9 protein-coding genes and 1 tRNA gene are annotated in these 14,521 nt (G+C 39.0%); 4 read left to right on the top strand and 6 right to left on the bottom strand.

The annotated features are described in order from the left end of the window. Positions 1–121 precede the first annotated feature (121 nt). Together ACKPQ5_RS02215 and ACKPQ5_RS02220 are read left to right on the top strand one after the other, a co-directional pair. Positions 122–1,144: a tetratricopeptide repeat protein gene (locus ACKPQ5_RS02215; RefSeq protein WP_407677460.1), complete on the top strand. Its 1,023-nt coding sequence runs from the start codon at positions 122–124 to the stop codon at positions 1,142–1,144. A 384-nt stretch (positions 1,145–1,528) separates the two neighbouring features. Then, positions 1,529–2,410 (top strand): rhomboid family intramembrane serine protease, encoded by an 882-nt coding sequence (locus ACKPQ5_RS02220; RefSeq protein ID WP_407677461.1) that lies wholly within the window; start codon positions 1,529–1,531, stop codon positions 2,408–2,410. Between the two features lie 29 nt (positions 2,411–2,439). On the opposite strand, the gene metX is transcribed toward ACKPQ5_RS02220, so the two are convergent. The 5 genes from metX to rpmH are packed head-to-tail and all read right to left on the bottom strand — an operon-like array spanning position 2,440 to position 7,671. Continuing rightward, on the bottom strand, positions 2,440–4,239 hold the full coding sequence (gene metX / locus ACKPQ5_RS02225; RefSeq protein WP_407677462.1) for a homoserine O-acetyltransferase MetX: 1,800 nt from the start codon (positions 4,237–4,239) through the stop codon (positions 2,440–2,442). Positions 4,240–4,280: 41 nt separating this feature from the next. Next, entirely contained in the window at positions 4,281–5,033 is a 753-nt protein-coding gene (locus ACKPQ5_RS02230) for a YebC/PmpR family DNA-binding transcriptional regulator (RefSeq protein WP_407677463.1), read from the bottom strand. A 40-nt stretch (positions 5,034–5,073) separates the two neighbouring features. Then, positions 5,074–7,134: a YidC/Oxa1 family insertase periplasmic-domain containing protein gene (locus ACKPQ5_RS02235; RefSeq protein WP_407677464.1), complete on the bottom strand. Its 2,061-nt coding sequence runs from the start codon at positions 7,132–7,134 to the stop codon at positions 5,074–5,076. 3 nt (positions 7,135–7,137) lie between these two features. After that, on the bottom strand, positions 7,138–7,461 hold the full coding sequence (gene rnpA / locus ACKPQ5_RS02240) for a ribonuclease P protein component (protein WP_407677465.1): 324 nt from the start codon (positions 7,459–7,461) through the stop codon (positions 7,138–7,140). Positions 7,462–7,515: 54 nt separating this feature from the next. Next, complete coding sequence (gene rpmH, locus ACKPQ5_RS02245) at positions 7,516–7,671, bottom strand: 50S ribosomal protein L34 (RefSeq protein WP_407677466.1); 156 nt, start codon at positions 7,669–7,671, stop codon at positions 7,516–7,518. A 115-nt stretch (positions 7,672–7,786) separates the two neighbouring features. On the opposite strand from rpmH, the gene ACKPQ5_RS02250 reads away from it, so the two are divergent. Both ACKPQ5_RS02250 and uvrA read left to right on the top strand, forming a co-directional pair. After that, positions 7,787–7,863, top strand: a tRNA-Glu gene (locus tag ACKPQ5_RS02250). 49 nt (positions 7,864–7,912) lie between these two features. Next, positions 7,913–13,333, top strand: a complete 5,421-nt coding sequence (gene uvrA, locus ACKPQ5_RS02255) for an excinuclease ABC subunit UvrA (RefSeq protein WP_407677467.1) — start codon at positions 7,913–7,915, stop codon at positions 13,331–13,333. On the opposite strand, the gene tyrS is transcribed toward uvrA, so the two are convergent. Beyond that, on the bottom strand, positions 13,330–14,514 hold the full coding sequence (tyrS, locus tag ACKPQ5_RS02260) for a tyrosine--tRNA ligase (RefSeq protein WP_407677468.1): 1,185 nt from the start codon (positions 14,512–14,514) through the stop codon (positions 13,330–13,332). The genes uvrA and tyrS overlap by 4 nt on opposite strands. Positions 14,515–14,521 lie beyond the last annotated feature (7 nt).

The following is a 14,521-nucleotide window of genomic DNA, read 5'->3' on the forward strand; positions in this document are numbered from 1 at the left end:
TCACAAAGCGTTCCAAGCTTGAAAAAACCGTCATATTAAATGAATGTATTTACTCGTGATAGTCCAAATCCATTTCTCTTTATTTTCGCTTAGGAAAACATTTCTATTCAGTCTTATTTTTTTGGTTAAAATTATTGCGATGGGAGACGAAATTACTTTTTCAGAAAAGATTTTAAGTCAAATAATTGACCGGCAGGAAAGGTTTTTCATTAACTACTCGTCCGCACAACTAAATGAAAAGGAAATGACAAGGCATGCGCAAGAAATTGTTGCTGAATATGAAAGTTACCTTAGTCAAAACCCTAGAGATGAAAATGCCTTGATATTATTTGGTAAGTTCCTCCGAAAGGTCGGACAAGAAGAACACGCAGCAGAATATTTTTTAGAAGCGGATAAAATTAACCCAAAACTCGCAGTCGTAAAACAACAACTGGCAAATTTCTTAATTGAAAAAAATCGCCCTGTGGATGCGTTCCCACTTTTAATCCTAACCATTCAATTAAACCCTCAAGAGGCAGTTTACCATTTTCAACTTGGAAACTTTCTCTTTCTTTTTGAGAAAGAACTCGTATCAGAAAAAATATTCACCAATTTATCTGCCCAATCATTTATGCATCGTTGCTTTTTCGAAGCAAAAAGCCTTCAACCTAACAACTTTGATTTTCAGTTGAGATATGCACAGAGCTTTTTTGACTATCCGGATTCGAACAAATCAAGGGCTTTAATCGCTTGGAAACAGATAGAGAATAATTTTCCTGACAGGACAAAAACCGAAAGGGATTATTTTAAATTATGCCAAGCCAAAGTCCTACTTGAACTCAACCGTAAAGAGGATGCTTCAGAACTAATTAAAACTGTTTCTTCAACCGCATTAAAACAATCCAAAGATTCCCTGCTGTTAAAAGTTCATAATAGGGAGAAGGCAAATAGTCCTACACAAAAAACGAAAAAGAAAAAGAAGAGTTCATTCAATTGGAATCATAAAAACTTTATTCCATCGGATCCACACCTTGAAAGATTACGAAAATTAACCGGACGATTGATAGAAGAAAAGATGCTAAGTGAGTTAAGATCTGATGCAATTAAAGCCAGTTATGATCAATCAGGGCAAATAAAGTTGGAACTTACTAATTTACCAAAATAAATTTACTCCACTTCAATCAATACCTTTTAGGACTTTTATAACATTAGATATCGTCTTGAGAAAATGAATTCTCTCATTCGGATTTACTCCCAATTTCATGCATGACTCGAACATAACAAGGATGTTGAAAACTCGCCACTCCGGACCTAAAAGATAACAGGGTTGGATAACCATTGAGCCAAGAATACAAATAATCTATTACTTTTGATTGCTTTGCAGTTCCACCTTCCTGTTGGCCCTTCTCGGTTAAAATTGCTTTTAGGAAGAGCCCAATACTCTAAAACAAACATTCAAAAAATGGATTAGAGCGGGTCCTGTTTTACTATACTCGGTTTTTTTCGGCATTTTCTCGCAAATTATTAATTAATTATTTAGTAATTCAACATGCGAAGTATTGCTACATTTAAGGAAGAAAAACTTGCACTCCGTTTTTGGAATTATCTGCAGGGGGAGGAAATTGAGTCGACTTTAGAAGAGGACGGTAACGACGCATGGGCGATTTGGGTAATTGATGAAGAAAAAATTCCTGCAGCCATTCAATTCAGCGAAAAATTTAAATTAAATCCTGAAGACCCGAAATTTAATAGCTCGAAAAAAGTAGAACCAAAATCGAATCACAAATCAGTTATCAATCAGGATTTAAAATCACGGTTTAAAACTTACAACTTAAGAGAAAAATGGGCCAAACAAGACCGTGCGCCGGGTATGGTTTCTCTTTCAATTATCATAATCTCGGTTGCAGTATTTTTACTGTCCGGGATGGGTAAAAATCAGGATATTGTTAGTAAATTTCTAATTTCTGAAAAAATAGACGGAACATTAAGTGAAGTACTAGAAGGACAAGTCTGGCGTGTTGTGACACCGATATTTTTACATTTTGGAATTTTTCACATTTTATTTAACATGTTTTGGCTGCACGACCTTGGAAGCCAAATTGAAAAGCGAAAAGGTTCACGGTTCATAACACTATTTGTATTAATCACCGCCATCATTTCCAATTTTGCTCAATTTCAATTTGCAGGTCCCGCATTTGGAGGAATGTCCGGAGTCGTATATGCACTTTTTGGCTATGTTTGGATCAAAGGCAGATTTGACCCGGGGGATGGTTTATTTATCCATCAAACAACCGCACTCATAATGTTAGGCTGGTTCTGTCTATGTTTCGTGGTACCGAACTTTGGGATTGCTAATTGGGCCCATGCCGGAGGATTACTGACTGGCTCCGCTTGGGGTTATATCTCTGCGATCCGATGGAATCGTAGTTAAAAGTAGTAGTAACATTCGGGCAAATAAAGTTAAAGTCGGACAAGTTCGTAAATAGCCAATCCAGCCCGAAGATTGGGAAGTAATTTACATGTAGTTTTCCAGTTTCCACGATGAAATACTTTTCTTCCAATTTTAAAGGGGATCTTTTGACTTTCGGGAGCTGAGCAAAATTGTTCAAACTCCCTTATTGAAAAATGATTTCTAGGCTCACTTTTCTGCCAGTTATCACGGTATACATCATTGTTTATCTTCGAGCCATATTGTGAAAAATGGAGGCGATTTTTCCAATAGCCATGATTGACAAAGCTTACGGCAACTCGCTTGCCAACTCGGAGCGCATTTAAAATCACCTGCCCAGGTTCAGGCAGTTCTTCAACCATTCTGGAAAAAACGACCCAATCAAAAGAATTATCCGGAAGCATAGATAATGCTTTTCGTATATCGCCTTGGTAAACTGCAACACCTCGAGAAATACATGCACTCGCTTTATCACAGTCAAAATCGACGCCAAGACCATTCACATTCTTTGTCTCGCGCAAATTTTCGAGCAGAATTCCTCGGCCACAACCTAAGTCTAAAACTTTTTCGTCTTTTTTTACCCAGTCACCTATTATTTTCAAGTCTGCTTCTTTTTTTACATCTGCTCGAGTAATCGCATGTCGGGATTTATTAATTTCTTGACGAGCAATTTCGTCTTCATCCGCACCCTGCAAAAACAACCTGATTAGGCGAAGAAAATTTTCCGAGTTAATGAGAAAGGAATCATGTCCATGGGGGTGATCGATCTCCAAGTATGACGCATGTTTATTTAACTTCTGCAAAGATTCGGATATTAACTTATTCTGGGCAGGCGTATAAAGCCAATCGGTGGTAAACCCCACTACCATTACCTTTGCCTGCACGTTCTCTAAAGATTTTTCAAGTCCGTCTTCTCCTACCAAGTCAAAATGGTCTAATGCTTTTGTAAGCTTTAGGTAAGTGTTTGCATCAAAACGGTCTACAAACCGTAAACCTTGGTGGTGAAGGTAACTTTCGACTGCAAATTGCTTTTCCGCTTCCTCCGCACTTAGATTCATCTTATTACGACCGAACTTTTCTTCCATTCCTTCGTCTGAAAGATAAGTAATATGGGCCATCATTCTGGCAACTGCCAAACCCATCTCTGGTCTGGCATCTTGAGAGTAATTTCCATTGTTCCATCGAGGGTCTCCTTTAATGGATGTTCTACCTACCTCATTAAATGCAATTGTTTGAGCACTGTGTTGGGGTGTTGCTGCAATAATCATTGCTTTCTCCACGAATTCAGGGAATTCAATGATCCATTGCAAGGCTTGCATCCCGCCCATACTGCCCCCAATCACTGAATACAAGGAGAGAACTTCTAAGTGATCCAATAATAGTCTTTGAGCGACGACCATGTCCTTAATGGTAAGATCTGGAAATGACATTCCATAGGGTTCTTGAGTTTTTGGATTAATTGAAGTGGGCCCGGTAGAACCTTGACATGCACCGAGACAATTGGAACAGATTACGAAAAATTCATCTGTATTAATCGCCTTGCCTGGTCCTATCGCATGGTTCCACCAACCTTTCCTCACAGCTCCTTCGTGAATTCCTGCTACATGATGGTCACCAGTAAGTGCATGACAAATTAAAATAGCATTGGTTCTACTTTCATTTAAAGTCCCATAAGTTTCATAATATAATTGAAAATTATCAAGGACTCCATGAGTCATACGAAATTCATTTTTATACTTAAATACTTGCGGATAGACTATACCGACCTCGCCCGCATCATCTGTGTTCATTTTATCTTCTGTTTTCTTCATCTATAAGGAGGGCAAGTCTTTCGCCGTCCGCAAGTAAGATACTAAGTGGTCAAGGATTCAAGCAAAGCACCATCTATGTCATAATTACCGTGCACTGCTTTCACATCTTCTAGTTCTTCCAAATTATCCACTAACTTCAATATTTTTCGGGCCACATCTTCATCTGTTACCTGAACTAAATTATTGGGCAGGTAGGCGAGCTCGGAAGAATCGGGAGAAATTTCCGCATTTGATAACGCCTCTGCGATTTGATCATACAGGGCAGTTTCACAAATCACTTCGTAATGTTCTTCCTCCACAATTACATCTTCGGCATCGTTTTCTAATGCTAATTCTGTAAGGTCATCTTCTCCGATCTTTTCTTTCGCTAAAAGAAACTGGCCTTTTCTTTTAAAATTGAACGCAAGAGCACCTGCACCTGCTAAATTTCCTCCCGCTTTTGAAAAAGTACTACGCACTTCCGATGCAGATCGATTTTTATTATCGGTCGTAACTTCAACAATTAATCCTACACCACCTGGTGCATATCCTTCATAAAGGAGTTCTTCGATAATGATTCCCCCCAATTCACCAGTTCCTTTTTTAATTGCACGGTCGATGTTATCGGCAGGCATATTGGACTGCTTTGCTTTAGTAATCAAAGTCCGCAAGCGTGGGTTAAACTCCGGATCTTTTCCACCATCTCTTGCCGCTAAAGTAATTTCCTTACTAACAACACTAAAGATTTTACCTCGTTTCGCATCGACCGAGGCTTTGTGTCGCTTAGTGGTCGCCCATTTACTGTGTCCTGACATATACTAAGAGGGAAAAGAAGGAATCAAGTATTTGTCAAGTTCACTTATTTACAAGATCAGATAGAAATTGGTGGGCTTGTTCTAATCTTTGTTTTTTATCCAAAGCAATTCTTCTTTTACTTGCACTCATTTCTTCCAATCTAGATTCGCTATAATTATCTGCTCTTTGCTTGTAATTTCTTTCCAAAATCTTGGGATCGATCGAACCTCTGCTTTTTAATCCAAGTAAATTTCGGTAACTCTTCTCTTTATCTGTTACCTCGTCTCTGGTACGAGAATTTTCTGCAATTTCCTTAGTATTGTCATCCGAACTCTCAACTACAGCGATTGGTTCAGGTACCTTCTTAGTAATCAAGGTTTGAAGAATGGTCATCAAATTTTGAATAGTCCAATAAAGAACCAATGCAGAGGAGAAGAAGTAGAGAAATATTAGAAACATGAAAGGCATGAACCTCATCATTTTTGCATTTATTCGTTGGGCATCACTTAATTCAGGTCCCATTTGCATAGGATTTAATTTCATTTGAAACCACTGAGTAATCACCATTAAAATGGGCAATACATTTAATGAAAATCCTTGCACTTGAGCGACATGATCCTGTTCGGATAAATCATTAGCCCACAGAAAGCTCTGCCCGTATAGCTCTGCCGCTGATCGTAGCATCCAGAACATACCGAGGAAAATTGGGATTTGGATAAGGATAGGCCAGCAACCTGCAAAAGGGTTCACCTTATGTTCTTTATAAAACTTCATCATTTCTTGATTAAGCTTTTGCGAATTTCCTTTATGTTTCTCCCTTAATTTTGACATTGGCCCCTGCAAGGACTGCATTTTTTTCTGGGATCTCGTGGCTTGTGCTGTAAGAGGCCAAAGTATTAATTTAACTAAAATAGTAAGAACTATTATAGCCAGTCCATAACTACCAAAAACTCCATGCAATTTGTTTAAGACCCAACTAAATGGTTCCGATATCCACCAAAACACTCCAAACTGCATCACTTTCTTTTGTTCATGACCTAAGGATGCAAGACCCGCATAATCTTTGGGTCCAGCATATACATGAAGTGCAAATTCCTTGGATTCTTGAGATCTTAAAATTCCAACAGGAAATGACATCGTACCACTGACGCCTTCGATTTCTTCCCCTTCATTTCCCTGAATCTGAATTGATTTACCGCCAATCCATGCGTTTGAAATATCACTTGTGGGCCGAATAATATTCACAAAAAACTGATTGTTCACACATGCCCATTTAGCTTTTGATAGCTTTCGTTTGTCTAGCTCGCCAGTTACTCCCATTTCATTTAGCTGAAAAAATTCCTCTTTTTCTCCATCGATCCGCCCGCTACATTCTGCACAAGAACAACCCTCGGCCAGAGCTAAACCAGCATTATAATAACCTACGTTTAAATAAGTCGCTGCATTATCAAATGGATTGTACAAGCGAGGCATTCGAAATGCCGTTCCCAAATTAATTTTCACCCGATCCAAGGCAAGTGGATTGGTACTCAGATTTGTGAGAATTGTTTTATGATCAAATAAATAGGTGCTATTATCTTCCCTGGTATATATCCGTTCAATTTTTAAAAAATTAGCCAATTTCCATTCGTAAACAACGCTCGATCGGTCGCTTCTCACTTTTTCATACTTACGGGGAGAAGAAAGTACTCCAGGCAACTTCCTTCCTTCCTCATCTTCAAATGAAAGCGATAGCATTGAGTCTCCAACATGCGTCATGTTATAGTCACGACTTAATCTTGAAAACTCTTTGAGTTTAACTTCTCGAACTCCGCCTGAATGATCCGTGAATACAAGAGTAGAAAATTCGTTGGCAAGTCCTTCAAATAATTCTTCCTCTCTCTCGACCAGGGTGGGGGATGAGGGTATGTCAGATAGACTTCTATTTTGATCTGCCACTGGTTCGGAAAAAGAAGAGGGATCAAACTGAGCGGATATTCGCGTTTCACCTTGATTTCTACTGCTTGCATTTTCGTCTGCGACGATACTGTTATCGATGAGATCCTGCTGCTGCATTCCTTGTTCCCATAACAAGTAGAAAGCGAGAACAAGCATGCTTATACCAATTAGAATATTTTTCATTACTTAAAAAATTGTTTTTTGTATCGCTTTTAAAATTCGTTTTTCGGTTTCCTCAAAAGAGAAAGAAAATAAAGCAGGTCTGGGCAGAACTACAACCTGTGAACCTTTGGGAAAAAAATGGATGTTTTTTCGAAAAATCTCCCGAAACCTCCTCTTTGCTTGATTTCTCATAATTGCTCCACCATAACGGCGAGAGGCAATAATTCCTAGCTTAGGCAATTCGTTGGATGCCGAATTGCTTGCTAGTTGAAACCAAAAAGCTTGATCTCGGTATCTCTTTCCGTTCTTTTTCACAAATTGAAACTGCCAAGATTTCCGCAAGCGCATTGATTGCGAATAGCATTGTTCCTTTAAATTCAAAGAAACTAAAGAGAATTTGAGTTAGCGAAATCGGCGAGGTACGGAAGCAGTTAGGCTGGCTCTTCCCTTACGGCGCCTGTTTCTCAAAACTTTACGACCGGCACTAGTTTGGTTGCGTTTACGAAAGCCAAATTTACGTGCTCGACGCAGCTTGGATGGATTGTAGGTAGGTTTCATTAGAAAAAAACCCCTAGAATAGAGTAATGAGGTCTAAAGTCAAACCTTCACAATTATAACTTATAAATCATTTGATCTTGCCGAAAATCATTTTTCAAGTATTGTAGGTAGCGTTGTCCCGTTCGTCTAGCCAGGTCAGGACACCGGGTTTTCATCCCGGCAACAGGGGTTCGAATCCCCTACGGGACGCCATTTAACTTGTGTAGCTTGACTGTTCTGAAACTACACCTAAATATTAAAAATGGCTTCTCAACATTCCCCAATTCAAGTACTTGGTGCGACGGAAAATAATCTTAAAGGGATTAATCTAGAATTACTGCCAGGGCAACTGATTGTATTTACTGGCTTAAGTGGTGCAGGGAAATCAACACTCTTATTTGATGTTCTACATGCGGAAGGGCAACGAAAGTATGTAGAAACCTTTAGCCCATATGTGCGTCAATTCCTTGAAACCCTGCAAAGGCCGGAAGTAGAATCAATTAAAAATATCAGGCCGTCTATTGCAGTTGAGCAAAAAAATACTATTAGGAATTCACGATCGACGATTGGTACGATGACAGAACTTTGCGATTATTTCAAAGTGTGGTTTTCTCAAGTTGCCCGCTTTATTGATCCAGATTCTGGAAATGTCCTTCAGCACGAAACTTCTCAATCACAAGCCGCTAAGCTAACAAAGAAAAAAGACTCCCAATTCATTGTTGGTTTTATTGCGGTAAGACCGGAAAAACTTCCCTCGAAAGATTTCCTTACTTTCTTGATACAGGCGGGACATGCTCGTGGCTTGCACGAAAATAAATTCCTACACTTAGAAGATATTATGAATTCCGATTGGAATAAAAATGAAATCTTTGTGGTCGTGGATCGTATTGATACTCAAAAGGACAATAAATCTAGGCTCATAGAGGCCATTTCACTTTCGATCAAGCATGGTCATGGCTTGGGCCAAGTAAGGGATCATTCGGGGAATTTGCTCAACCTGATCTACGAGGGACTTCGATCTCCCGAAAGTGGACGAAAATTTCCGGCAGCACATCCCTCCGCCTTTTCATTCAATTCACCAGTTGGAGCATGTGCAAAATGTAAAGGGTTTGGCCGAATTATAGAAATTGACCCCACTCTTGTTATTCCAGACCAAACATTATCAATTGTTGAGGGAGCGGTAAAAGCTTTTTCAGGAAAGGTATATGGTCACTGTCAGGACGAACTAATACAAGCCTGTAAAGATAAGAAGATTCCCACAAATACCGCATGGAAGAGTCTTACCAAAAAGCAAAAGAATTATATTTGGCAGGGCGATCCAACCTATTCTGAAGGAAGCCAGAAGTGGCACGGAATTGATGCATTTTTTAAATGGATAGAAAAGAAAACTTATAAAATGCATGTTCGGGTCTTTCTTTCAAAGTACAGAGGATATTTTAATTGTCCAGGCTGTCAGGGAAATCGGCTCAAAGAAGATTCGCTCCATTGGAAATGGAAAAGCTTTTCATTACCAGATCTCTATCGCATGCCCATTGATGAACTTTTTAAAAAGATTTCAACCTACAAACTGACTGGTGATCCAAAATCCGATCTCGCAATTGAAAGTATCCAGGCAAGACTCTCATACCTTCAGGATGTAGGACTTGGTTATTTAAGCTTAGATCGTACCGCTAAAAGCTTAAGTGGCGGAGAGACTCAACGGGTTAATTTAACTGCCTGCCTAGGAGCTTCTTTAACAGATACGCTTTTTGCCTTAGACGAACCGACCATTGGGCTCCACGGAACAGATATCCACAAACTAATTTCAATACTGAGGGCACTAGCAGATGCAGGGAATTGCGTTTGTGTGGTGGAACATGATGAACAAATAATTAACGCAGCAGACAAGGTTTTTGAAATTGGACCACTTCCGGGAACAAAAGGTGGAGAAATTTCTTTTGAAGGAACAGTCGCACAGCTCCACCAATCCGAAAGTTCCATCACAGGGCATTGGCTTAATCACGATTACATCCCTGCCTTTTTAAGCAGTGCTAAAAGGAAAGTTCGTGCGAAAGATCCTTTTTTGCATATTAAAAATGCATCGTCTAATAACATTCAAAATTTAAGCACTCAATTACCCCTTTCTAAACTTGTGTGCATTGCCGGAGTTTCAGGCTCAGGAAAATCCACACTCCTGCACGATATTATTTATGCCGGGATGGTAAATCCGACCCAAGACATAAATGTAAAAAGCGACCTAGTATTTGATGAGGTTGTTGTAATTGACCAAAGTTCAGTGGTGCGATCACCCAGATCAAACCCAGTTTTATATTCCGACGCTTGGAGCCCGATCAAAGAAGCTTTTGGAAGAACAGAATCTGCAAAAAGACTTGGCTTCTCCGCAAGCGATTTCTCGTTTAATGCCGGTAATGGAAGATGTGAAGTTTGTGCCGGACTGGGATATGAAATAGTCGAAATGCAATTTCTATCAGATGTTCAAATTCCATGCAGTCATTGCCATGGCAAACGGTTTAAAGAGGAAATCCTAACGATTCAATTAGATGGATTAAATGTTTTGGAAACATTAAATTTAACAATAGAAGATGCAGTTCTACGCTTTGAACACTTTCCCAAAACCAAACGAAAATTAAGTTCATTAAAAAAAGTTGGTCTAGGGTACTTAACCCTGGGCCAACCATTAAATACCCTCTCAGGAGGAGAATCCCAGCGCTTAAAGTTAGTTAAATATATGACAACATTAAAGAAGGGAGTTCTCCCTTCTTTACTCATCATTGACGAACCCACTACTGGTCTACACCTGGAGGATGTAAAGCAACTCATGAAAAGCCTACAGGAAATCGTGGAAAGCGGGCATAGCCTTCTCATTGTTGAACACCATACCCATGTTCTAGCACAAGCGGACTGGATTTTAGAAATGGGACCAGGTTCGGGAAAGCAAGGAGGGCAGATGATTGCCTCTTCAACTCCCGCGAAGTTGTCAAAACTAAGTACTCCTACTGGCTCTCTCTTAAAAAAGAAAACGAAAGTAAAACTAAGATCGATTCAAGAAAAGGGGAATAAAGCAAGGAAGTCTTGTAATTTTCTAGAAATTGAAGGTGCACGAGAAAATAATCTTCAAAACATATCCCTTCAAATCCCCACCAATCAATTTGTTGTAATTACTGGCCCCTCAGGTTCAGGAAAATCCTCACTCGCATTCGATGTTATTTTCGCAGAAGGGCAAAGAAGATTTATGGAGTCGATGTCATCCTATGCTCGCCAATTTGTTGAACAACTTGGTAAGCCTGCAGTAGATCGAATATCTGGAATTTCCCCCACAGTCGCAATCGAGCAAAGAGTTACCAGAGGGACAAAGAAATCCACAGTTGGTTCGATTACTGAAGTGGCACAATTTCTTAGATTATTATATGCCCGTGTTGGAACCCAATTAAGCGTTCAAGATGGCAATCCTTTATCCATCGCAAGTGAAACTGAAATCGCGGATCAAATTGAAAAAATTATACGGCTTAAAAAACCGACAAAGAAGGCACCCCTTTTTCTTTTAGCTCCATTAATTACGAGCAGAAAGGGGCATCATAAGCCAATCGTAAATTGGGCGAGAGAAAAAGGATATGATTTTGTAAGATGTGACGGCCAGTTTCTCCATACAAACGGGTTTGAAGGATTGGATAGATACCGCCTGCATAATGTTGAAGTTCTATTAGAAGAATGGAATTCTATTCCTGATCGAAATACGATTCGACAAAGCGTACATCAATCTCTTCAGATGGGAAATGGCAGAAGCCTTGTTGCTTCATTAAATGACGAAACAAGTATTTGGTATTCGACCTCTCGTGTGGATTCATCCAACGGTGAATCTTACCCCGAATTAGAACCAAGTTTATTATCGTGGAATTCCGCGAGAGGGTGGTGTCCATTTTGTAAGGGCTATGGTAAAATTTTCCAATGGATGAAAGACGATTTACCAGCAACTGGTAATTGGTGGAAAATGGAGGATGGAGAAAAATGCAAAGACTGCAAAGGAGAACGACTTAATGTAATCAGTCGGAATGTAGTTTTATATGGAGCTGAAAAAAAGAAAATATCTTTTCCACATTTACTCGAACTCACCCCTGATGAAATTATAGTATTTCTAAATAACATACAACTCCCACAAAGACTACAGTCAGTTGCCAATGCGATTATACCAGAAATAATAGAAAGACTAAAATTCATGACCCGAGTCGGACTAGATTACCTCTCTCTTAACCGAGAAACGGCCTCTTTGTCGGGAGGGGAAGCACAAAGAATTAGATTAGCGGCTCAACTTGGATCAAATCTTTCAGGGGTTTTATATGTTTTGGACGAGCCATCAATTGGGCTACATCCAAAAGACAACCAAAAACTCTTACATTCCTTACGGGATTTACAATCCCGTGGAAACTCATTACTCGTGGTCGAACACGATCCGGAAACAATTCAGCAAGCGGATTACCTAATTGATATTGGACCAGAAGCTGGACGAGAGGGTGGCAAAATTGTCGGAGAAGGAAAACCAGCCGAAGTATCAAAAATAGAGGGATCCTCAACAGCTCAATATATGCGAGAAGGTATCGTACATCCGATGCTTGGCAAATGGCGAAAACTAAGATCAAAAGTTAATTATTTAAAAAATAAAAACTGGATAAAAGTAGAAAAAGTTAATTTTAGAAATCTTATCAATTTCTCCATCGAAATTCCCACCGAAAGATTATCGGTGTGTTGCGGAGTTTCTGGATCAGGAAAATCGAGCTTTGTGAGAGGCTTTCTCTTCCAAGCAATAAAGCAGGCAGTTTTAGAAAATTCAAAGGATCTAATTTTGGGTAATGGAAGAATTAAAAACGGAAATATTTTTAATAAAGCAATTGAAGTAACCCAGAGCCCAATCGGAAAAACTACGCGGTCTACTCCTGCGACCTATTTAGGCGTATGGGATAAGATACGCACAATGATATCATTATTACCAGAAGCAAAAGCAAGAGGGTATCCACCTGGACATTTTTCATTTAATGTTAAAGGAGGTAGATGTGAGGTTTGTAAAGGAGCAGGGAGAATAAAAGTAGAAATGAGCTTCTTACCCAATTCATTTGTAAAGTGCTCAGAATGTAATGGTAAACGATACAAAGAAGAAATACTTGGATTATTTTGGAAAGGTAAGAATATATCGGATATCCTAGATTTTACATTTGAAGAAGCGGCTGACTTTTTTAAATTCGATAACTACCTTCATCAAACGTTTTCACTTATGATTGAAACCGGACTGGGGTACATTAAACTCGGCCAAATTTCTCCAACATTATCGGGGGGAGAAGCACAAAGATTAAAATTAGCGGCCGAATTAGCTCATGGTATAGATAAGCAAAAGCATAAAAATCTAAGGAGAAGTAAACCAACCCTTTATATACTCGAAGAACCAACTATAGGGCTGCATACATTAGACTGTAAAAAACTGATATTATTACTTCATCGCTTAGTTGATGAAGGAAACACCGTGATTGTAATTGAACACGATACCGACATTGTAGCAGAGGCAGATTTTCTTTTCGAACTTGGACCAACTGGTGGTCAGAATGGGGGGGAATTACTTTACAAAGGTAACACTTCTGGAATATTAAATTGTGATGCGAGCATGACTGCTCCCTTTCTCAGAAAGATTTTAGATTAAGAAACAACCCGAAAGAAGATTTTTTTTCCTGCTTTCACCACCACTGCAGAGTCTGCTTTTTCCAAAGTGATTATATCCTCGGACTTCATCACTTTTTGTCCATCAATTTTAATTGCTCCCTGCTGAATTAATCGTCGAATTTGTCCCTTAGATTCAAAAATGTTTGAATTATTCAAAATATTTAAAACACTTGGTGACTCATCGGAACGAAGTAGTTCTGACATCGAGTAGGAATTCATTTCGTCCGGATTTTCTCGCTGAGTAAAAACATTGGAAAAAGAGTTTTTTTCACTTTCTGCTATACTAGAACTATAAAAAAGTGCGGTTAATTCCTCAGCTAATTTCTTTTTTGTTTCCATAGGATGATTCTTTTTTAACTCTTCAATTTCCTCTGTATCCCTTATCAGAAGAAGCTTATAATAGTCCCACATCGTTTCATCTGAAATCGACATCGTTTTGCCAAAGATATCTTTTGAACTATCATTAAATGCAATATAGTTATCATAACTTTTAGACATCTTTTTTGATCCGTCCAAGCCAACCAGTAAGGGCATAGTTAAAACGGCTTGTGGATCCACTCCCTTATCCTTTTGTAATGTTCTACCCACCAACATATTGAATAATTGATCAGAACCACCAATCTCCACATCAGATTCCAAAACAACGGAATCATAACCTTGGATTAATGGATACATAAATTCCACCATTGAAATAGGCTGATTATTTTTAAACCTTTTCTCAAAATCATCGCGTTCAAGCATTCTTGCTACAGTCATTTTTCTAGACAAAGAGAGGGCTTCAGCAAAATCCATTTTGGTAAACCATTCACTATTCCTTCTTACCGTTGTCTTGTCGGGATCAATAATTCGAAAAGCTTGCTCAAGATAAGTTTTTGCATTCTCGTTCACCTCGCTTTCTGTTAATTCCGGACGTAAATCCGATCGCCCGCTTGGGTCACCGATCCTTGCAGTATAATCTCCGATTAGTAAAATTGCTTCATGGCCATCATCCTGAAACTGCTTTAATTTGTTAAATACCACCAAGTGACCAAAAGTAAGATCGGGTCTAGTCGGATCTACTCCGAATTTGATTTTCAGCTTTTGTCCACTGGAGATTTTTTTAGCGAATTCTTCTTCTCCAATTACTATTTCGGTATTTATTAACAATTCTTTCACACTCATAAAGTTA

The organism is Candidatus Seribacter sulfatis, assembly GCF_964187635.1.
In the GTDB taxonomy this organism is placed as follows: Bacteria; Verrucomicrobiota; Verrucomicrobiia; order Opitutales; family Seribacteraceae; genus Seribacter; species Seribacter sulfatis.

Bases quoted from the DNA above. Each gene is read 5' to 3' on its own strand.
- ACKPQ5_RS02235 (WP_407677464.1), bottom strand. From the start codon at position 7,134: ATGAAAAATATTCTAATTGGTATAAGCATGCTTGTTCTCGCTTTCTAC.
- tyrS (WP_407677468.1), bottom strand. From the start codon at position 14,514: ATGAGTGTGAAAGAATTGTTAATAAATACCGAAATAGTAATTGGAGAA.
- uvrA (WP_407677467.1), top strand. From the start codon at position 7,913: ATGGCTTCTCAACATTCCCCAATTCAAGTACTTGGTGCGACGGAAAAT.
- ACKPQ5_RS02220 (WP_407677461.1), top strand. From the start codon at position 1,529: ATGCGAAGTATTGCTACATTTAAGGAAGAAAAACTTGCACTCCGTTTT.
- ACKPQ5_RS02230 (WP_407677463.1), bottom strand. From the start codon at position 5,033: ATGTCAGGACACAGTAAATGGGCGACCACTAAGCGACACAAAGCCTCG.
- metX (WP_407677462.1), bottom strand. From the start codon at position 4,239: ATGAAGAAAACAGAAGATAAAATGAACACAGATGATGCGGGCGAGGTC.
- rnpA (WP_407677465.1), bottom strand. From the start codon at position 7,461: ATGCGCTTGCGGAAATCTTGGCAGTTTCAATTTGTGAAAAAGAACGGA.
- rpmH (WP_407677466.1), bottom strand. From the start codon at position 7,671: ATGAAACCTACCTACAATCCATCCAAGCTGCGTCGAGCACGTAAATTT.